The sequence below is a fragment of the Methylosinus sp. shoA genome, from assembly GCF_059718125.1.
Genome location: NZ_AP046091.1, coordinates 1,081,481 through 1,100,561 on the forward strand (window position 1 = coordinate 1,081,481; position 19,081 = coordinate 1,100,561).

Annotated in this window: 16 protein-coding genes and 2 pseudogenes; 16 read left to right on the forward strand and 2 right to left on the reverse strand. The window is 63.1% G+C overall.

Translation table 11 applies throughout. The features are described from left to right. The first annotated feature begins 367 nt into the window (after positions 1–367). The 4 genes and pseudogenes from AC6IW9_RS05005 to AC6IW9_RS05020 all read left to right on the forward strand — a co-directional run. Positions 368–526 (forward strand): hypothetical protein, encoded by a 159-nt coding sequence (locus AC6IW9_RS05005; RefSeq protein WP_497769744.1) that lies wholly within the window; start codon positions 368–370, stop codon positions 524–526. A 41-nt stretch (positions 527–567) separates the two neighbouring features. Further along, positions 568–903, forward strand: a complete 336-nt coding sequence (locus AC6IW9_RS05010) for a hypothetical protein (RefSeq protein WP_497769747.1) — start codon at positions 568–570, stop codon at positions 901–903. Next, a pseudogene (locus AC6IW9_RS05015) lies at positions 900–1,162 on the forward strand (DUF7676 family protein); the annotation flags it as partial. The gene AC6IW9_RS05010 and the pseudogene AC6IW9_RS05015, both read left to right, overlap by 4 nt. A gap of 122 nt (positions 1,163–1,284) precedes the next feature. After that, positions 1,285–1,461: pseudogene (locus tag AC6IW9_RS05020) on the forward strand (integrase); the annotation flags it as partial. A gap of 6 nt (positions 1,462–1,467) precedes the next feature. Here AC6IW9_RS05020 and AC6IW9_RS05025 read toward each other — a convergent pair. Together AC6IW9_RS05025 and AC6IW9_RS05030 are read right to left on the reverse strand one after the other, a co-directional pair. Further along, complete coding sequence (locus AC6IW9_RS05025; protein ID WP_497769750.1) at positions 1,468–1,866, reverse strand: type II toxin-antitoxin system VapC family toxin; 399 nt, start codon at positions 1,864–1,866, stop codon at positions 1,468–1,470. Beyond that, positions 1,863–2,099, reverse strand: coding sequence for a type II toxin-antitoxin system VapB family antitoxin (locus tag AC6IW9_RS05030; protein ID WP_497769753.1), 237 nt, complete (start codon positions 2,097–2,099; stop codon positions 1,863–1,865). Before AC6IW9_RS05030 ends, AC6IW9_RS05025 begins: the two co-directional genes overlap by 4 nt. A 599-nt stretch (positions 2,100–2,698) precedes the next feature. Here AC6IW9_RS05030 and AC6IW9_RS05035 point away from each other — a divergent pair. The 12 genes from AC6IW9_RS05035 to AC6IW9_RS05090 all read left to right on the forward strand — a co-directional run bounded on the left by AC6IW9_RS05035 (position 2,699) and on the right by AC6IW9_RS05090 (position 18,726). After that, the gene (locus AC6IW9_RS05035) at positions 2,699–4,108 is read left to right on the forward strand and encodes a nitrogenase component 1 (protein ID WP_497769755.1); all 1,410 of its coding nucleotides are present in this window, start codon (positions 2,699–2,701) and stop codon (positions 4,106–4,108) included. 144 nt (positions 4,109–4,252) lie between these two features. After that, a complete protein-coding gene (locus tag AC6IW9_RS05040; RefSeq protein WP_497769758.1) occupies positions 4,253–6,607 on the forward strand; it encodes a TonB-dependent receptor in 2,355 nt (784 codons plus the stop codon). After that, positions 6,601–7,782, forward strand: coding sequence for an ABC transporter substrate-binding protein (locus AC6IW9_RS05045; protein WP_497769761.1), 1,182 nt, complete (start codon positions 6,601–6,603; stop codon positions 7,780–7,782). The genes AC6IW9_RS05040 and AC6IW9_RS05045 overlap by 7 nt, the downstream gene beginning before the upstream one ends. Before the next feature lie 158 nt (positions 7,783–7,940). After that, on the forward strand, positions 7,941–8,951 hold the full coding sequence (locus AC6IW9_RS05050; RefSeq protein WP_497769764.1) for an ABC transporter substrate-binding protein: 1,011 nt from the start codon (positions 7,941–7,943) through the stop codon (positions 8,949–8,951). A gap of 235 nt (positions 8,952–9,186) precedes the next feature. After that, the gene (locus tag AC6IW9_RS05055; protein ID WP_497769767.1) at positions 9,187–10,275 is read left to right on the forward strand and encodes a FecCD family ABC transporter permease; all 1,089 of its coding nucleotides are present in this window, start codon (positions 9,187–9,189) and stop codon (positions 10,273–10,275) included. Further along, on the forward strand, positions 10,268–11,347 hold the full coding sequence (locus AC6IW9_RS05060; RefSeq protein ID WP_497769770.1) for a FecCD family ABC transporter permease: 1,080 nt from the start codon (positions 10,268–10,270) through the stop codon (positions 11,345–11,347). Before AC6IW9_RS05055 ends, AC6IW9_RS05060 begins: the two co-directional genes overlap by 8 nt. 75 nt (positions 11,348–11,422) lie before the next feature. Beyond that, on the forward strand, positions 11,423–12,172 hold the full coding sequence (locus AC6IW9_RS05065; RefSeq protein WP_497769772.1) for an outer membrane protein: 750 nt from the start codon (positions 11,423–11,425) through the stop codon (positions 12,170–12,172). Between the two features lie 90 nt (positions 12,173–12,262). Continuing rightward, complete coding sequence (locus tag AC6IW9_RS05070) at positions 12,263–14,134, forward strand: ABC transporter ATP-binding protein (protein ID WP_497769775.1); 1,872 nt, start codon at positions 12,263–12,265, stop codon at positions 14,132–14,134. A 22-nt stretch (positions 14,135–14,156) separates the two neighbouring features. After that, on the forward strand, positions 14,157–14,648 hold the full coding sequence (locus tag AC6IW9_RS05075; RefSeq protein ID WP_497769778.1) for a DUF3016 domain-containing protein: 492 nt from the start codon (positions 14,157–14,159) through the stop codon (positions 14,646–14,648). 163 nt (positions 14,649–14,811) lie between these two features. Continuing rightward, the gene (locus AC6IW9_RS05080) at positions 14,812–15,639 is read left to right on the forward strand and encodes an ABC transporter ATP-binding protein (protein ID WP_497769781.1); all 828 of its coding nucleotides are present in this window, start codon (positions 14,812–14,814) and stop codon (positions 15,637–15,639) included. Further along, a complete protein-coding gene (locus AC6IW9_RS05085) occupies positions 15,639–16,613 on the forward strand; it encodes an energy transducer TonB (protein WP_497769784.1) in 975 nt (324 codons plus the stop codon). Before AC6IW9_RS05080 ends, AC6IW9_RS05085 begins: the two co-directional genes overlap by 1 nt. A 739-nt stretch (positions 16,614–17,352) precedes the next feature. Next, positions 17,353–18,726 carry a PepSY-associated TM helix domain-containing protein gene (locus AC6IW9_RS05090; protein ID WP_497769786.1) on the forward strand — a complete coding sequence of 458 codons (1,374 nt, stop codon included), beginning with the start codon at positions 17,353–17,355 and terminating at the stop codon, positions 18,724–18,726. The last annotated feature ends 355 nt before the right edge of the window (positions 18,727–19,081 follow it).

Sequence of the window (19,081 nt, forward strand, 5' to 3'; positions counted from 1 at the left end):
CGCGACGCCGGGAAGCGATAGAAATATCATAAGCCGATCGCCTGAGCATTGGCGCTGTTTTCTCTGGAATACTTCCAAAGACAGTTTTTCAGAAATATTCCATCATTTATAAGTTGTGATCCGAGTAGAATTGATTTTACGATAGAAAATCGCGGCGGACCGACGAGGGTCGGCCATATGATACTTGATGGCGACGGACGGAGCGAGACCAATACTTTTCTAGGCGTTGCCGCGGGAGCCGTGATAGGCGTCGCAGCGTTTTTCACCGCGTAGCCCGTCTTCGCCCATTGTGAGGTCGGCGACCGGTTTTTTCCCGCGACGCTCGCGATCGATGACGCCTGCGTCATGGACGAGCCGGCGGCGCCCAATGTGGCGGTGGGCCCGGCCTTTCGCGATCACCGGCCAGATCGTCTACGAATTCCCCACCTGGTCGCGAATTATCGCGGCGTCGGTCTATCCCTTCAGCGTCGGCGCCACGCGCAATCCGCAGTTCCTGGCTTATGGGCCACGCTGCAATACAGCCTGAGTTACTTGCAATCCAAAGTCGCCAATATCGGGCTCCCGGAAATGATCGAGCGCCTCGTCCCCACGATCGAGACGCAATTCCGCACTCCTGTCGCCAATAATTTTCAGACGGGAATCAAGACCACCGGGACGATCAATCCAGGCGTCTTCTGGATCGGAGAATATTTCCAAATAGGAGCGGAGGCGATCGTTCCGATCAACCGCGCAAGCGGAAAAAGCGCGGGCTGGGTGGTCGGGATCGACATATTTCTCCATGAGATCTTTCCGGACTCGGCGATCGGACGGCCCATTTTTACCGTCTCGACCGAAACCGAAAGGGGGAATTCGCCCGGCAAGGAGAGCAAGAGCGACACTCATGACCACGATCATAATCATTGAGCTCGTCGCAGCGCCGTCATCGGAGGCGCTATCGTCGATCCCGGAGCCGGCATACGAATTTAAAAATCTTCTGGAATAGCCGCTCGTCGTGGAGTCTGACCGTCGCCTTCGGGCGCACGCATTTCCACGTCTGCATCGGCGAAACGAAGGGACCGCGTAGTCGTCCGACGCCGCCCGATCTCGCGCGCCACAGGCGAACGGCGCGGGCGAGCAACAGCTCGCCGTGCTCTTGCCGAATCCTTTCCTCGACCATGAGACGGGGAGATTTCTGAAAGAGCCCGACTGGTCGCGCCTTGCTTTGTGGGATGCGTTGCGCGCGCTGGCTCGGCCTGCAGGAAGCCGATCCCGTCGATCGGTCCGCGACCCGCGGCCGCTAGAAGCGAACGATTCGGCGCGCGCGCCGGCCACTCGCTGCGCGCCGGCCTCGCTTCCTCGGCGCAAATCGAGGAGGCGCATGTGCAAGAGCAGCTCGGCCACGCCAGCGCGGAGATGACCCGTCGCTATCGGCGCAAACGCGACAGGCTCAAGGTCAATCTCACCAAGGCCGCAGGATTGTGAGCGGCGTCACGCCGTCGCGATGTCGGTCTGCGAAAAGTCGTCGCCTTTGAAGAGAAGCGGCGAACGATAGGCCTTTGCGCAAGCATAGGAGAGACAATCCCCGAGATTGAGCCGCGCCGCATGCCGACCTTTGCCGAAACTCTCGAAACAGGCGACGGCGAGCGCGCCGATTTTGTCGCTGATCGGAACGACCGACAGATCCGCCTCTTCCAGGAATTCGTCGAACAGAGCATTCGCTCGGGCCGACGAGATATCGAGCCTCGAGGCGAGGACCCTGCTCGCTTCCAGCCGGACGATCGGCGAGGTGAATCGACGCGTCGCGCCCGAAAGCCGTTCCGCGAGCTCGGCGGCGTCGGGCTCGCCGCAGACGATGGCGACGATGGCGGAAGTGTCGACGAACATCATTGCCCCCAGAATTCGTCGATCTCGTCCTTCGTCACGTCACGACGATCGGCTCCGGCGAGCCCCTGCGCCTTCTCGGCGAGACGCGCGAGCCTTTCTCGCAGCGGAAGCTTCTCACGCTCGCGTTTCAGCTCGTTCTCGAGCGCCACGATGATGGCCTCGGTCATTGTGGTTTTGCGCTCGGCGGCGAGCTTTTTGGCGAGCTCGGCGGCGCGCGGGTCTCTGATGCTGAGCATCGTTGTCCTTACTGTTTGTCATTACAAATATACATCGCTGTCCTTACGATACAAGGAGCGAGGATGAATATCGCGCCCGCGTTGCAGCTCGTTCTCGAGTGCTACCCCTCATAGAGCGTCGTGGCCGGGCGGGATCTCTTCGAAAATCGGCGTTTCCGAGCGCAGAGCCATGTCGTTCTATCCACAATGCTTTTTCAGAACAATTTATTGGCCTGTGATATTTTTGCAACGCCTCCGGGGAAGCCGAGCCTGCAGAGCTGTGGAGACCGGCTGTCAGACGGCGTTCTCATTGCCATAAAATCAGTTTATTTCATATATTTATGCAAATATCGGCTTCTGCGCGTCAGCCTTTCGATTTGTCTGTTTATGTACGTTGATTGTCGTAAATAGTACGAAAAACTTACTCGTTAACGACATTTGACACCCTGCTCCGCCGAGGCTTACGCTCCGTTATGTAAACAAGTTGCAGGTCAAACTCGAAAGCCGTGCGAGTGCGTAATCCTCTTCTCCCGAAGAATCCAACGCGCTGGAAGTCTGGTCCTTCGAAAGGGATGATCGGAGTTCCATCTATACGTGAGGAGTTGCTTCGGCCGATCCTCATGGTAGAATCCAATGGCTATATGAAGAGCAGCAGCGGCCGCAAGCCGAAGAATAGCGTTCAACAAATTCCGCCGCTGCGGCCGAAGCCTGTGGACCCCAAGCGCTCAGCCATGTGGGCGCGCAGGAACGGCGACGCAGGAGCTCTGTCCCTCTGGTGGGATCATTTTCACTCCGACTTCTTCTATTACTTCGGCGCGGAATGGGGCGGCAGCCTCGACATGCTCGCTCTTGCGCACGGAGCCGTCGGTTGCGGCGCCTTCGCGCTCGCCGAAAGGCTGGATGTCCCCGGCTTCACCCAGGGAATCGACAGTTTCACCGCGTTGCACGCTTGCACCGATCTCAGCGGCGCCGATCTCGAGAACCGCGGCAATGCGCGGCTCGAGCGCGCCATTGCCGAGGCGCAGGAGCTTTTTCCGCTGGCGCGCGCCGTCGCCGTCATCAATGAGGAGCCGATCGGCCTCATCGGCACGGATATCCAATTCATCGTCAAGACGAGGACGCGAGAGAGCGGCCGTCCTGTCATCGCGCGCACATTCGGGCTTTCATCGACAGGCTCCGTCGCGGCGCGCGCTGCGCTCAAGACCCTCGCCGGCGACGGCCCGGAGTCGTCCGGCGATCATCGCTATGATGTGATGGTGATTCACGAGACGAAGGCGGCCGGACTCGTGTGGCTCGTGAGCAAGCTGCTCGAGGACATCGGCCTCACTCCCGTTCACGCCTATTCGGGCTCGTCCGCGCGGGATCTGACGTCACTGGCGCAATGCAAGCTCGCCGTCAAATTTACCCATGCCGATCCGACGCAGCAGGGCTGGGCCGGGTCGACGATGGCGCAGTGGCACGGCCTGCCCGTGGTGCTGACCTGCTTCGTCAGCCCCTCGCAGACGGACGCGTCGCTGCGCCTGATCGCGTCGCATTTCGACAGGCATATCCAACGCCGCGCGGAAAAAGTCATCGCGGACAACCGTGAGAAGGTCGAGGCGGTCGTCGCGCGGCTTCGCCCGCGTCTCCAGGGCAAGCTCTTCACCCATCTCACCCCGCTGAAGCTCAGCGAGCCGCAGCTCGAACCTTTTCGCCTGCTCGGCATGCGCATCGGAACCGAGACCGAATGGCCGAGCAGGACCGGCGTGCCACGCAAAGCCAGGAGCCGTCTGAGATGGCGGGACGAGGAGAGCCTCGTCTCTTACCTGTCGGAGGCTCGACCCGATCTCGCCTATCTGAATTATTGGGAGGGCCATGATTGGCGCAAGCGCGGTCTCGCCGGTCTGTCCTGTTCGCCGCTCTTCCATCACTACTACGATGGTTTCTGGGGCTATGACGGCTTCGCCCTTCTCGCCGAGACGCTGGACCGTCAGATCAACGCGCCCTGGCGCAAGCTCTTGAAACCGCCCTGGGCGACCGACGGCGGATAGCGAACGAGCCGCTCCACAACTCCTTCGATTATCGAACCGACCGCAGGCCGCAGCACGCGCTGTGCGCTCACAGGAACGCTCGCGCCGCCACTCGATCGAAACAACGAGTTTAGCGCCGCGCATAGAACGATGGACGGTACGGACATGAAATGGAACACCAAGCCGAGCAGCCGCTTTCGTCGCGCCGATCTCGCTGTCGGCGTCTCTCTCCTCACTCTCCTCCTCGGCACGGCCTCCGCGCCTGCACAAGACGCGGCGCCGGAAGAAAAAAGGGAGTCGGCGCGCAAGCCGAAGACGCCCGCAAAACCTATCCCGGTGCCGGATATTTCTGTCGCGGCGCCGCGTCTTTCGGAGACAGATGGGACCGCCGGAAAGGTTCGCATGGACGGCAGCGCGGCTGCCGGCTATCGAGTGGAAAACACGACGGGCGCCGGAAATTTTTGGGGCGACCTGCCTTTGCAGGACACGCCGTACTCGGTCGACGTCATCCCCTCTGCGCTGATACAAAACCTTCAAGTCTATAATCTTCAGGATGTCGTAAAATATTCACCGGGCGTTCAGTGGGGCAACAACGACAATAACGGAGGGACTGCGAACTCTCCGCGCATTCGGGGATTCTCGACTGGCGGAGGCTATGGCCAAGGCTATTTCCTGAACGGTCTGCAATCGTCACTCGGCGTGAATCCGTCGCTCGAGGACAAGGAGCGCGTCGAGATCCTCCAAGGCGTGAACGGGTTTCTCTACGGAATCCAGAGTGTCGGCGGCATGTTGAACTTCGTGCTGAAGCGGCCGACTCCCGAACCCTATTTCGCGGTCAATCTCGGCAACAATGCGGGAAGCAACGGCTTCCTTCATGTGGATGTGGGCGGCCCTCTCCAGCTTCAGGGGCTCTCCGATGGGCTCATCGGATATCGGATCAATCTCGTCGGCCAGACCGGCGGCACGACATGGGACGGCCAGGTCGTCAGGCGCCACCTGACGAGCGGGGCGATCGACATCCATCCGACCGAAGACCTGCTCGTTCAATTCAACGCCTCTCACAGCAACTACCATCTCTGGGGAAAGACGCCGTTCTTCATCGGAACCAACGACGCCGGCCGGAACCATCTCGACGTCGCGCCCGTCGATCCGTCGACCATTCGCGCGCTGCCTCAGTTCCAGTGGGCCGAGGACAATGTCGGCGCGGGGACGAAGGTCACCTGGAAGCTCAACGAAATTTTCACGGTGAGATCCGAGTACCAATTCGGGCTCGATGTCATCGATGGGGGCAATGGCGGTGTCGCCGGGAACATCATCGATCATCAGGTCGGCACGATGAGCACGCTCAATCTGAGCGGTCCGCAGCAGACGAACATCTACACGCATGCGGGATATGCGTTCCTCGACTCGACGTTCGAGATCTTCGGCATCCACAACAAGGTGACGGCCGGCTTCAACGGCTCGACCACGAAGAGCACCACGGGGCCTTATCCCGGAACGCTGGGTCCGACAGGCAACCCCGGTCAGTTCTGCAACTTCTATCACCAGGATCTCTGCGACTTCAGCGCGCTCAGGCCGGGAGGCCGGGCCAACTTCGATGTCAAGGGCCCGTGGTATTGGAGCTATCGCAAGAACTATATGATCGGCGACGAGATCACGGCGTTCGACGACAAGGTCATCGTTCTCGCAGGCGCGAACTACGCCGCCATGGGCACCGACAATCCCACGGGCTATAACGCGGCCGCGCTGACGCCGGCCGTCGCGGTCGTCTACAAGCCCCTGCCCTGGCTCTCGGTCTATGGGAGCTATCAGCAATCCCTGCAGGGAGGAGGGATCGTCGCGGTGTCCGACTTCCAGGGCCGCAGATATACGAACGCGGGCGAAATCATCCCCCCTTACGACGGAACGCAATGGGAAGGGGGAATCAAGGCGACGATCGGAACCAACCTCCTGGCGAGCGTGTCCCTGTTCCAGATCGATCAGCCATACAATTTCACGCAGGACAATCAGAACGGCACGGTGACGCAGGTCATCGGCGGAAGCCAGATCCACAAGGGAGTCGAATTCAATCTCAGCGGCAAGCTCTGGGACGATCTCACGCTCTTCGGCGGCGCCACGCTGATGAACCCCCGGGTCCGCAGCCTGCCGAACGCGCGCTACCAGGAAGGCGAGCTGCCGACCTATGTTTCACCGATCGTCACATCCCTCTATGCCGAATACGCGCTTCCCCGCATCGACGCGGCGTATTGGCTCGAAGGCCTGATCTTGACCGGAGGGCTCTCTTACAGGAGCGCGTTTCACGCGCAAGCGCCGAACAGCTGGTCGACGCTCGGCCAGGTCGTGAAGGTCGAAGGATATGTCGTCGGCGACATGGGACTTCGCTATTCGACGAAGCTCTCCGAGCACGATCTGACGATACGATTCAACTGCACGAATTGCGTGAACCACGCCTATTGGCGAGCCTGGGGCTGGCCGGGCGCGCCTCGCACCTTCATGGCCACCGCCGAGATCAAATGGTGAAGCCCGCAAATCTCGGGGACAGAAAAGCGATGCGCCTCGGCACAAGCGACATTCTCTGGCTCGCGCCCTTCACTTTCCTGGGCCTCGCCGCCTTCGCCCTGCTTCGCCCCGATCCCGTCTTTCCGCCGCCCGCGGACAGCCGGATCGCATTCGATGCGGAGGGTACGAAAGTGTTGGTCCCTCAGCCGGTCCGGGTGATCATCGGGAGCGGCGGCTCCGATTTCCTGGAGACGACGCATGCGCGCGACGCACTATCGAAGGCCGGCGGCGCGAAGGAGCGCGCTCGCTTCGCCACCGGTCTCATGAGCCACATCTATCCGGACGTGATGGAAGACGACAGTCGCTGGAATTGTCCCTTCGACCCGGAAACGCTGCTCGCCCGAGACGAAGGCGCCACCTATTTCACCTGGTACGGCGCTTTCGATCTGCAGCGCCTCGGTCTTCCGGTTCTGGGCCGAAGCTGGAAGCCCGAGAACAGGGACGAGCTGATATTCAAGGCGGTCCGGGTCGAGGCCTCGGTGCTCGGAGAAGAGGAGCGCGGCGAAGCGTTCATCCGCGTCTATAAGAACGCCTATGCCGATCTGCAGCAAGAACTGCAGCCGGAGACCCTGACGGAGAAGCCGCGTCTGCTGACGATGGTGAGCCGCTGGAACGATTGGAGCTTCCTCGCGGCTTTCGGCGGCGAGGACAGTCACTTCGACGATCGGCGCATCGGCGTGGAAACTGCCTCCGACGGCCTCAGAAATGTCGGCCGGCAGCAGGACACCGAGCGTCTCCTGGCGATGAATCCAGACATCGTCTTCGTGCTCGTCGATACTGTGGAGGAGTTCTCGCGCGATCCGCGCTGGCGAGGGCTGAAAGCGGTGCGCGACAATCGCGTCTACAATGGCCTGCGGAGTCTGCGAGGCAGCCTCGAGTCCTTGTATGGACTCGATTTCAGGCCTCTCTGGGCGCGCTGGGCCGCCGAGATCGCTCATCCCGACCGCATGCAGCCGAAGCTGCGTCTATTGCTCCATGACCATTTCACGCAGGCCTATGGCTATCGGCTGAACGAGGACGAAATCGATAATCTCTTGCGGGTCGAAGAAAACAGGAACTCCGTCGGCTACGCGCGCTTCATCCGAGATGCGGGCGAGACCGGCGCCCGAGAGGCGCCTCCAGGAGCCATACGATGAGCGACGGGAAAGAAGACGCGCGAGCTTCGAGCGCCGAAATGCGTACATATCTCGCGATGAAAGACTTCGCCTGGCTCGCGCCCTTCGTCTTTCTCGGCTTTGCGGCGCTGCCGCTCTCGCGTCCTTGGCCGATTTTTCCGCCGCCCGCGCAGAGCCGAATGGTGAAGGACGCCAGCGGGAACGAGGTTACCATCCCGGTTCCTCTTCGAGGGGTCGTTTCTGCCTGGGCTACGGATCAGTTTCTCCAATACACTCATGCTCCGGATGCGTTATTCAGAGTGGACGGTCCCGAAAAAAGGGCAGGTTACTCGAGATCGCTTTATGGCCGGATCTATTCTCGGATCGTGGCGAAAGACAGTCTCTGGAATGTCCGGCCGGACATCGAGTCCCAACTCGCGCAGCATGACGACCTCAGCGTTTACCTCGTGGGCGGAGACGAACGGTTCGGCATGATCGGCTTCGGCTGGTTGGCGCATCCTCAGGATGATGGAAAGCTCTTCGAGGCGGTGCGCTCCGTCAACAGACTCCTCGGACATGAGGAGCGCGCGGAGCCGGTGATCGCGGCCTATCAACAGCGCAACGCCGAGCTGGAAAGCGAATTGCAGCCGCAGAGCCTGGCCTATTTTCCAGCGGCGGTGGCTATGGGCAGTCTGTCGAACGACTGGTCGCGGTTGTTCGCGCGCGACAGCTCCGAACGGGAAGCCGGCCTGGGCGGCTCCGAACGGAGCGCCGGCCTGAGCAGATGGCAGGCCTTGGGCCGGGAGGACGACGCCGAGCGCATTCTGGCGATGGACCCGGACATCATCTACCTGTGGGTCGGGAATTCGACCGCCTTGCTGCGCGATCCGCGCTGGAAAGGCTTGAAGGCGGTCAAGACCGGAAGGGTTTATGGCGTCGCCGATTTTACGAGGGCGATTTATTTTCAACCCGATCTTCTTCCGTTCGCCAGGCGCTGGAGAGCGGAGGTCGCTCATCCCGACCGCCTCGAGCCGAGGCTGCGCGCCGTCATGCGCGATTATTTCCTGAAGACCTACGGCTATCGGCTGAGCGACGCCGAATTGGACGACATGCTGAGCATCGGCGCCAATCCGGATTCGGCCGGCTACGAGCGCTTTTCACGGAATGCGGCCGCGAAGGATGATGTTCGGCCCGCAAGGACGTTCGAATGACGCCGTCGGATATACGATTCGACACGGGAGACTTGATAATGCCGCGGCTCCGGTCCTCACCCGTCGTGCTCCGCACGACACACTCTCTCGCAAGCGGGAGAGGGATGTACGCCCCTTCTTCCGCTTGCGGGAGCATGTGGCATAGGGCGTCTGGCGAGACGCGTTGCGCAAACGACGGGCTATGGGAAGCCGGCTCGGATGAGGATGAGGCCGAGCGTCGACCGGGAGTCTCTCGATGACCCATATCACCATTCCGTCTTCATCGAAGCCTCGGAGGCCGGAACCGAACGCCAAACCTGATTTCGGCCGTCTGGTTTCGCTTCTGCTGGCGCCGGCCTTTTTCGCGGCCGTCGTCGGCTCGCTCTGCATCGGCGCCTTCCCGATGTCCTTCGAGCAGGCGGGGCGCATCCTGTCGTACCTCGCCTGGCCGTTTCCCTTGCCCGACAGCCCGCCTTGGACGCTGAAGGAGCAGGCCGTCGTCGAGATCATCCGCCTGCCGCGCGTGCTGCTCGCGACCTTCGCGGGGCTGGCGCTCGGGATGTCCGGCACGGCGCTGCAAGGCATGATGCGCAATCCGCTCGTCGGGCCCGACCTCGTCGGCGTATCGTCGGGCGCGGCGTGCGGCTGCATGCTGGCGATCCTGTCCGACTTGCCGCCCGCCGGAGTCGTCGGCGTCGCCTTTCTCGGCGGCCTATTCGCGATGGTCTGCACCTTCGGGCTGACGAAGGCCGCCGGCGGCCGCACGGACGGCGTCGCGCTCATCATGGCCGGCATCTTCATCGGCGCCTTCTTCATGGCCTGTGTCGGCCTCGCGCTCTTTCTGGCAAATGACGACCAGCTCGGAAACATGACGTTCTGGCTCTACGGCAATTTTGCCCGCGCCGAGCCCAAGACCGTGTGGATGATCGCCATCCCCACGCTGGCCGGCGGCGCGATGCTGATGCTGCTGCGGTGGCGGATCAACCTTCTTTCGCTCGGCGACCTCGACGCCCGCTCGCTCGGCGTCGACGGCCATGCGCTGCGCTGGTTCATCATCGCCATCGTCTCCCTGATCGTGGCGGCGCAGGTCTCCGTTTCGGGCATGATCGGCTGGGTCGGCCTCGTCATTCCGCATTGCGCTCGCATGATCGTCGGGCCGGATCACCGCAAGCTGCTGCCCGCGTCGGCTCTGCTCGGAGCCCTCTTCACCTTGGGCGTCGACGATTTCACGAGAGTCGTCATCCGCGCCGACGTCCCGGTCGGCGTCATGACGGCGCTCGTCGGCACTCCGATCATGTGCTTCCTCTTCTGGAGGATACAGACGAAAGGCTGGATCGATGACTGAAGCCGTCAAATCCATGGAGAGCAGGCCGAATCGCCGAGCGTTCGGCTCCGACTTCCGTGAAGCGGCGTCGCTCTTGCTCGCGCTCATTCTCTTCGCGGCGATCCTCGCCTCGCTCCTGATCGGCGCCTATCCCATGTCGATCGGCCGCGCCTCCGAAATTTTGTTTCATCTCGTCTGGCCGTTCTCCTGGCCCTCCCATCCCGAGTGGGATCTCCGCGAGGTCACCGTCATTGAGGTCATCCGGCCGCCGCGGGTGCTCGTCGCGACGCTCGCCGGCGTGACGCTGGGGATGTCCGGAACCGCGCTGCAAGGCATGATGCGCAATCCGCTCGTAGGCCCCGATCTCGTCGGCGTGTCGTCCGGCGCCGCTTTCGGCGGCGCGCTGGCCATTTTCCTCGGCTGGCCGTCCGCTGGCCTGATCGGGCTCGCCTTTGTCTTCGGGCTCGCCGCGGCTGTCTGCGCATTCGGATTGGCCAGGGCCGTTCAGGTCAGAACCGATGGCGTCGCCTTGATCCTGGCAGGATTCTTCGTCGGATCCTTCTTTCTGGCCGGGGTCGGCTTTCTCCAATACGTCAACAACGGCCGCACGCCGCTCATCGTCTACTGGCTCCTCGGCATGTTTCGCGGGGCCGATCCCACCAAGGTCTGGATGCTCGCCATTCCGACGCTCGTCGGCGGCGGCGTGCTCATGGGCCTGCGCTGGCGGCTCAATCTGCTGTCGCTCGGCGATCTCGACGCCGCCTCGCTCGGTATCGATGTCCGCTTCCTGCGCTGGGCGATCATCGCGACCGTAACGCTGATGGTCGCGGCGCAAGTCGCTGTCTCGGGGGTCGTCGGTTGGGTCGGGCTCATCGTTCCGCATTGCGCCAGGATGCTCGTCGGGCCCGATCACCGCCGCCTGCTGCCGGCCTCCGCGCTGCTCGGCGGGCTTTTCACGCTCGGCCTCGACGATGTCACGCGCACGGTCGTGTGGGCCGAAATCCCCGTCGGCATTCTGACGGCCTTCGTCGGCACGCCGCTGCTCTGTTTCCTGTTCTGGAAGACGCAATCGAGAGGGTGGACCGATCGCTGAAGACGGCATGAAACCGGACATCGCTCGTGGTCCGTTCGGAAGACACGAAGTTCACAGTACAGTCATGGAGACGCGATGATGAAAAAGACGCTGCTCGCGACGATGGCGATCCTGCCCTTGGCGTCGTGCGCATGGGCTGCGGATGTGCCGGCCAAGCTCGCTCCGAACGCCCCGCCGCCGCCGCCCTTCGCCTGGACCGGCTTCTATGTCGGCGGTCAGGTCGGCTATCAGTGGAGCTCTGACTCCTCCGGCGCGGTCTATGCTCTCGCGCCCGGCGCCGTTGCAGGCGCCCAGCCGGACTTCAATCAGGCGGGAGCCGTCGGGGGCGGCCATCTCGGCTATAATTATCAGTTCAGCCAGGTGGTGCTCGGTTTCGAGGGCGATGTCGAAGGCTCGACTTTCACGGGCCAGGGTCCGTATGCCGGCGGCGCCTTCCGGTTCAAGACCGAGAGCGACATCCAGGGCTCGGTGAGGGCCCGTTTGGGCTTCGCCTGGGACCGGTTGTTGATCTACGGCACTGGGGGTGTGGCGTTCGCGTCGATCGACAATTCCTATACGGCCAATGCGGCGGGTTACGACAGGCTGACGTCGGAGCGCACGGGTTGGACGGCCGGCGGCGGGTTCGAATACGTCTTCCGGCCCGACTGGTCCGTCCGGCTGGAGTATCGCTATAGCGATTTCGGCGCAAAGAACGATGTCCTCGCCGCCTCCTCCTCGGGGACGCTCGGCGCGCGCCGCCCCGTGACATGGAGCGCGGTGCGGGCCGGGGTGAGCTATCATCTCGACCTGTTCGCGCCGCGCGCGCCGTTCGTCGGGAAATATTGAGCGACGGAAACGTAAGAGCCGGGGCCCTCCTTTCGGGTCTTCGCCGAGAATCGGCAGTCGTCGCGGCCGGCGCGCCAGGCACTTTCGCGGATGAGCAGGCTTAGACGATCACGCCACAGCAGGACGCCCTCGCCGGGCCTGCGGGAGCGCCTCGGCGCCTTGCGCTATCTGCTCCGGCTCTTTCGCGAGGTCTGGACGACGAGTCCCGCGCTCGTGTCGGCGGCTCTGGGGCTGCGGCTGGTCTCGGCGTTTCAGGCGGTCGTGACCTTCTATGTGGGAAAGCTGATCGTCGATGAGATCGTGTCCCTCACCCAAACGCCGGGCGCCGGTCAGGGCTTCGCCGAATGGCTGTCGTCCGGACGGCTGGACCGGCTCTTGCTCTATGTCGGATCGGAGCTCGCCCTCACGCTCGGCTTCGACGCCATCGGCCGTGTCGTCGCCATTGCCGACGGGCTGCTGTCCCAGAAGCATGCCAATCGAATGAGCGTTGCGCTGATGGTTCACGCTTCGAGCCTCGATCTGCGGCATCTCGAAAGCAGCGATCACCAGGATCGGCTGGAAAGAGCGCGTGGCCAGGCCGGCTGGAGCAGCAATCTGCTGTCGAATGTCTTCGGGCAGTTCCAGAACCTCGCGACGCTCGTGACCTTGGTCGCCGGATTGATGGCCTATGCGCCGATCCTGATGCTGCTCCTCCTCGTCGCCTTGCTGCCTGTCCTGTGGATCGAAGCGCGCTTCAACGCGATCTCCTATCAAATAGAGTTCGACCGCGCCGAGGAGCGCCGCCAGCTCGACTATCTCCGTCATATCGGGATCAATGCGGAGACGGCGAAGGAGATCAAGCTGTTCGGGCTCGCCGATTTCCTGATCGGGCGCTTCGCGAAGCTCTCCGGCGCATTCTACGCCGTCGATCAGAGGCTCACGATCGAGCGCAGCCTCTGGACCACGCTCTTCTTCGCCGTGAGCACGATCGCCTATTATGTGGCCTACGCCGTCATCATCTGGCGGACGGTGTCGGGCGCCCTGTCGCTGGGCGACCTGACCTTCCTCACGGGATCGTTCATGCGGCTGCGCCAGCTCGTGCAGACCGTGCTGGTGAGCGCCGCGTGGATATCGGCGCGCGCCGTCGAGCTGAAGGACCTGTTCGGATTCTTCGATGTCGAGCCGAGCATCACATCGCCGGAACATTCCGTTCCCTTTCCGAAGATCGAACGGCTGGGCGTCGAATTTCGAAATGTCGGATTCCGCTATCCCGGGTCCGATCGCTGGGCCGTCCGCAATCTGAGCTTCACGTTGCGCCCTTCCGAGGTGATCGCGCTCGTCGGCGAGAACGGAGCCGGTAAGACGACGATCGTCAAATTGCTGACCCGGCTCTACGACCCCGACGAGGGCTGCATCCTGGTCGAAGGCGTCGACCTCGAATCTTTCGATCTCGCAGAGCTTCGCCGGCACATCGGCGTCGTCTTCCAGGATTTCATCCGCTATGAGATGACGGCGCGCGAGAACATCGCGGTGGGCCGGATCGATCACGCCGGCGACATATCGCAGATCGAGACGGCCGCAAGCCGTAGCTTGGCTTCGGAAGTCATCGAGACGCTGCCCTTGGGCTATGAGCAGCCGCTCGGCAAGAGGTTCAGCCGCGGGCGCGATCTGTCGGGGGGCGAGTGGCAGAAGATCGCTCTTGCCCGCGCCTATCTGCGCGACGCAGACTGCCTGATCCTCGACGAGCCCACCGCGGCGATCGATGCGCGGGCGGAGGCTCAGGTTTTCGAGCGGTTCAGGCAGATCTGCGAGGGCCGCTCCGCGCTCCTGATCTTGCATCGCTTCTCGACGGTCCGCATGGCCGACCGCATCCTCGTCCTCGAGCAGGGCCGCGTCATCGAGCAGGGTCGCCATGACGAGTTGCTCCGACAGCGGGGACGCTATGCCGAGCTCTTCGAGATGCAGGCGAGAGGCTACAGATAGGCGACGCCGAAAGGGAAAGGCCATGAGACCATTCGCCACGATATCGATCGCGACTCTGGCGGTTCTGGCGCCGCCGGCGGCCCGTGCCGATGTGACGGTCCGCTTCATCCATCCCGAAACCTACAGGGACTTTCAATCCGAGCCTGTCTCACAACGCGACGAGATGTTGGGCGAGCTCCGGAAGACGCTCGAGACAGTGGGCGCTCGATATCTCGAGCCCGGACAGAGCTTGAGCATAGAGGTGCTCGACGTGCAGCGCGCAGGGATTTTCAGGGACGCCACGCCTTCGCACACCGCGATTCTGACGCCGAACACGCCGCCGCGATTCGAAGTTCGCTACGCGCTGCGTGAAAAAGGCAAGACCCTTTCGCAGGCTCGCGAGACCGTGACGGATATCGATTATTTCATCGATCCGACCTCGCATCTCTCGAGCGGTCGCCTCGTCTACGAGAAGCAGGTCCTGACGGATTGGCTCCGGAAGCGGTTTCGCGACAAGGCGCCGCCTGGTCAATGATCTTGCATGCGCATCGTCTTCCGTTTTGGTTCGAGCCTGTTCGTAGATCGAACAGAATCGCCACGGGCGCCGACTGAAGAAGCATCAATTTACGACGTTGCGTTCGAGGGCCGTTTCTTTTCGAGCGCCCTCGAGACGACCACACGGACCTGAGAGAAACGCAATGCTCGATCAACCAATGAACGGAACCGTCATCTCCCTCGCGGGGGTCGGCCATGCCTACCGGCCGGGAGTCTGGATTTTCCGCGACTATTCGGCGTCCATCAAGAAGGGCCGCGTCTTTGCGCTTCTCGGACCGAATGGACGGGGAAAGACCACGCTGCTCAAAATTCTGCTCGGCGCGCTGAAGCCGACGGAAGGGGAACTTTCGGTCGAGGGACAGACCTCCTTCGTGCCGCAGCTCTTTCAGGTGAGCTTCGACTATTCGGCGCTCGACATGGTGCTGATGGGCAGAGCCAAGAAGGTCGGGCTCTTCTCACAGCCCTCGCCCCAGGACGAAGAAGCGGCGCTCGCCGCGCTCGATCGATTCGGCATGGCCGATCTGGCGCATCGGCCCTTTCACGAGATGTCCGGCGGACAGCGCCAGCTCGTGATCTTCGCCCGCGCGCTCGTGGCCGAGGCGGACATTCTCATCCTCGACGAGCCGACCTCCGCGCTCGACCTGAAAAACCAGGCGCAGGTGCTCGGCTGGATCGAAGCGCTCTCGCGCAAGGACGGGCTCACGGTGATCTTGACCACACACCATCCGCATCATGCGCTGGCGGTCGCCGACGACGCGCTCTTGATGCTGGGCGAGCGCGACTACGTCGCCGGACGGGCCGAAGACGTGCTGACGGAAGAGAATCTCTCCTTGCTCTATGGCGTGCCGTTGAAGCGCATCGCCTATGAGCATGACGGCTCGCAACACGAGACGATTGCGCCCGTGATGATCGCGCGAGGGCCGCGCGAAGCCTCCCACGACCTCGGGACAAAAATCAGCGGAGCCGGCTGATGGATGCAGCCGCGACGAAGGAGACGGAGCCCGATCCTCTGTCCGGTTCGGCGCAACTCCCGGCGCTCGATGTCTCGGAGCCGCCGGGAGAGCCTCCAGACGCGCGCGCCGAACGCTGCAGCGAAGCGCGGCCTCCATGGCTGCGGCCGGCGGCGACGACTCTCGTGACCAGCGCGCATGTGGCGGCGATCGCCGCATTCCTGATCACCGCTCAGGCGGTGACGCCGCTCGACGAGATACGTGTCGAGATCATTCCGCAAGGCGAAACGGTGACGGAGACCAGCGTCACGCCGACGCCGGAAGCGGCCCCGACCGTCAGCGACGATCCGGCGCTCGCCGCGTCGCCCGACCCGACGATCCACGAAGACCCCGATGTGTCCAAGCCGATGGAGCAAGTGGCGCGGGCCGCGACGGCGAGCGAGCTCGCGGCGCCGCTGCCCAAAGTGCAGTCGCCCGACGCCCCGCCGCTCGCGGTGGAGCGGCCAAAGCAGGAGACATTGGAAAAAAGCCTGCGCCAGGAGGAGGAGGAGCGCAAGAAGAAGAAGCGCCAGCTCCGAGAGGCGCGGCGCATGGCGGCGCAGCGTGTGGCGAAGAAATGGGAGAAGGCGCGGGCGCGCCAGCAGGCGGCGTATAGCCAGATCGGCGCCGCCGCGGTTCGAGCGGGCGTGCGCGAGGGCTCGGGCGAAGCCAAGCGCATGTCCAAGGCCGCCTATGCAGCGCTCGTTTCGGCGGAGATCAACCGCCACAACCATTATCCGCTGAGCGCTCGGCGGTCGGGGGCGACAGGCTCGGTCAGCGTCTTTTTTTCGGTGGGCCCATCTGGGTCAATCGTCAGCCATTCCATTACACGCTCTTCGGGCGACGGTGCGATCGACGCAGCCGTCCATCAAATGTTCGCCGCTTCGCATCCGCCGCCGCCGCCGGGCGGATATTTCGACGGGAGCATCGTCATTTCGTTCGATCTGACGAAGTGATGCGTGACGCGCCATTCGGATGTGCTCGATCTGGCGATTTTCGGCCGAGAACTTTGCAAGGCTGCCCGGAAACGCAAGAAGGCTCGCAGCGCCGCTCATACAAGTCGGCAGCGGCGCGCCTGGCAATATATTGTCGAAAGGTGGCGCGTGCGGCGCGGGGATGGCGAGCAATGGCAAGGAGCGACGGGGCGGATTCGTATAAAGTCACATTCTTGCCTGTTGAAAGAACGCCTCCTGCGCCACGCACAGATGCGGATCGCCCGACGATCGTTCGGCGTCCGAACGAAGCAGAGCATCGGAGCAGCGCTCGACGCGCTCGAGCGTCGGGGCGGGCTCGTCTCGATGCAGGGCGAATGCGGCTTCGATCGGCGACGAGCGTATCTTCGAGATCCGGCTCGTCTATGTTTAGATGTGGCGTCGGTCCTTCCTCGGAGAAGCGAGGCCGCCTCGCTCCATCGCCTTCGACGTCCGTCGAGCGGCGGCCGGAGCGATAGCGTTCGGTATGTTGGAATAATTCCTATTTGACGGGCGAATGCTGGAGCTGTTCATGGACGTCGATTAATGACAGCATGATGGATCATCGTCGGCTCGGCGATGCGTATTTTCGAGTCCGTGGATCGCACGGCTCCGGAGGGCGCAGGACGGAGACAAGGCGCGCGGGGCCTCGACGCATTTGCCGCGCTCTCTGAGCGCCGACCGTCCTCGGCGTCGGAAATGACGCGATCGAGCGAGGTTGATTGTGCTGAGCGCGAGAACGATCCGCGTCTGGTCCCGCATTCATACCTGGACCAGCCTCGTCTGCACGGCCTTCCTGCTCCTTTTGTGCGTGACCGGCCTGCCGCTCATCTTTCATCACGAGCTCGACCGCCTCCTCGGCAATGCCGTCGAGCCGCCTGCGATGTCGGCGGCCGCGCCCGCAGCCGACATCGACCGCGTGATCGAAGCCGGCCTCCGGCGACGGCCGAACGATGTGGCGCAATTTATCGTCTGGGACCGCGACGAGCCGGAACTCATCGAGATGTTCGTGGCGAAGACGGTCGACGCTCCCGCCGAGGACCTGCGCATGATCGTGCTCGACGCCCGCACGGCGGAAGTGCTGGGCGAGCCGAAGGCGCAGGAAGGGATCATGCATGTGCTGCTCGAGCTGCATGTCGAGATGTTCGCCGGGCTGCCGGGAAAGCTCTTCCTCGGATTCATGGGAGCGTTGTTCATCGTCGCGATCGTGTCCGGCGTCGTTCTCTATGCGCCGTTCATGCGCCGGCTCGACTTCGGCGTCGTGCGGGCGGACCGTTCCGCGCGGCTGAAATGGCTCGACCTGCATAATCTCATCGGCGTCGTGACGGTGCTCTGGGCGCTGGTCGTCGGCGTCACCGGCGCCGTCAACACCTTGTCGGACGTGATGGTGAAGGTCTGGCAGGCCAATGAGCTCGCGGAAATGGTCGCTCCCTACAAGGACAAGCCGGCGACGGCGCGGCGCGGACCCGTGAAGGACATCGTCGACGCCGCGCGCGCCGCGGCGCCGGGCATGCTTCCGTCCATGCTGGCGTTTCCGGGCACGCAGTTCTCGACCTCCCATCATTACGCGGTGTTCATGCGCGGCGCCGAGCCGCTGACGTCGCGCCTGCTCGAGCCGGCGCTCGTCGACGCCGACACCGGCGCGGTGGCCGACATGCGCGAGCTGCCGTGGTACCTCGAGACCCTTCTGATCTCACAGCCGCTGCATTTTGGAGATTATGGCGGCATGCCCCTGAAAATCCTCTGGGCGCTGCTCGACCTGATGACCATCGTGGTGCTCGCGAGCGGGCTTTATTTATGGATCGCGCGTCACCGGGCGCCGGGCGAGCGCATCGCGAAGCTCGAAGGAGCGCAGGTCGATACGGACGCTGTCGCCGCAGAAGGCCCCGTGGCGCGGAGCGATCGAGCGCGGCGGCGCCGGCCGTTGCTTCGCGTCTTCGGCGTTCCCCTGCTGCTCGCCGGCGTCAGCGCGATCGGCCTCGTCGCGGCCTTGGTCGGCGACGGCGTCTGGGATGCGCTCTCATGGCTCGCTTTGGCGGGTCCGGTCGGGGTGGCGGCATGGTTCGTGATACGGCCTCGCTCCATGTGTCGGAGCTGACGGCCACGCAACTGCGCCGACGTCGCGCATAATCCTGGTTTGCGTTCGTCGCCGAGCAGGCGACGCAGTCGCGCGCGCATGAAGTCCATCGGTAGACGATCGGACCGTTAGTCTTGCCAAGGTCACTCGTGACGACGGGCAGGTGCTGACATTCAGTCGAATCATAGCGCCCGGATACGTCGGCCCGTGGACCCCGCCGGCCTATTCGAGCCATCGGCTTTACGGCGGGGGCTGGGGCAGTAATTTCACGCTGATTACCGATCAGGATGAGACTGAAACCTATAGCGCCGATGGTAGGCTCTTGTCCATCTCCAACCACGCAGGCCTCACACTCACCATCGGATATGACGGGTCG

What these genes read in the sequence shown, in the direction of transcription:
- AC6IW9_RS05045 (WP_497769761.1), top strand. Translation starts at nt 6,601, where the DNA reads ATGGTGAAGCCCGCAAATCTCGGGGACAGAAAAGCGATGCGCCTCGGC.
- AC6IW9_RS05050 (WP_497769764.1), top strand. Translation starts at nt 7,941, where the DNA reads ATGGTGAAGGACGCCAGCGGGAACGAGGTTACCATCCCGGTTCCTCTT.
- AC6IW9_RS05005 (WP_497769744.1), top strand. Translation starts at nt 368, where the DNA reads ATGTGGCGGTGGGCCCGGCCTTTCGCGATCACCGGCCAGATCGTCTAC.
- AC6IW9_RS05010 (WP_497769747.1), top strand. Translation starts at nt 568, where the DNA reads ATGATCGAGCGCCTCGTCCCCACGATCGAGACGCAATTCCGCACTCCT.
- AC6IW9_RS05060 (WP_497769770.1), top strand. Translation starts at nt 10,268, where the DNA reads ATGACTGAAGCCGTCAAATCCATGGAGAGCAGGCCGAATCGCCGAGCG.
- AC6IW9_RS05085 (WP_497769784.1), top strand. Translation starts at nt 15,639, where the DNA reads ATGGATGCAGCCGCGACGAAGGAGACGGAGCCCGATCCTCTGTCCGGT.
- AC6IW9_RS05055 (WP_497769767.1), top strand. Translation starts at nt 9,187, where the DNA reads ATGACCCATATCACCATTCCGTCTTCATCGAAGCCTCGGAGGCCGGAA.
- AC6IW9_RS05080 (WP_497769781.1), top strand. Translation starts at nt 14,812, where the DNA reads ATGCTCGATCAACCAATGAACGGAACCGTCATCTCCCTCGCGGGGGTC.
- AC6IW9_RS05035 (WP_497769755.1), top strand. Translation starts at nt 2,699, where the DNA reads ATGGTAGAATCCAATGGCTATATGAAGAGCAGCAGCGGCCGCAAGCCG.
- AC6IW9_RS05040 (WP_497769758.1), top strand. Translation starts at nt 4,253, where the DNA reads ATGAAATGGAACACCAAGCCGAGCAGCCGCTTTCGTCGCGCCGATCTC.
- AC6IW9_RS05065 (WP_497769772.1), top strand. Translation starts at nt 11,423, where the DNA reads ATGATGAAAAAGACGCTGCTCGCGACGATGGCGATCCTGCCCTTGGCG.
- AC6IW9_RS05070 (WP_497769775.1), top strand. Translation starts at nt 12,263, where the DNA reads ATGAGCAGGCTTAGACGATCACGCCACAGCAGGACGCCCTCGCCGGGC.
- AC6IW9_RS05030 (WP_497769753.1), bottom strand. Translation starts at nt 2,099, where the DNA reads ATGCTCAGCATCAGAGACCCGCGCGCCGCCGAGCTCGCCAAAAAGCTC.
- AC6IW9_RS05075 (WP_497769778.1), top strand. Translation starts at nt 14,157, where the DNA reads ATGAGACCATTCGCCACGATATCGATCGCGACTCTGGCGGTTCTGGCG.
- AC6IW9_RS05025 (WP_497769750.1), bottom strand. Translation starts at nt 1,866, where the DNA reads ATGATGTTCGTCGACACTTCCGCCATCGTCGCCATCGTCTGCGGCGAG.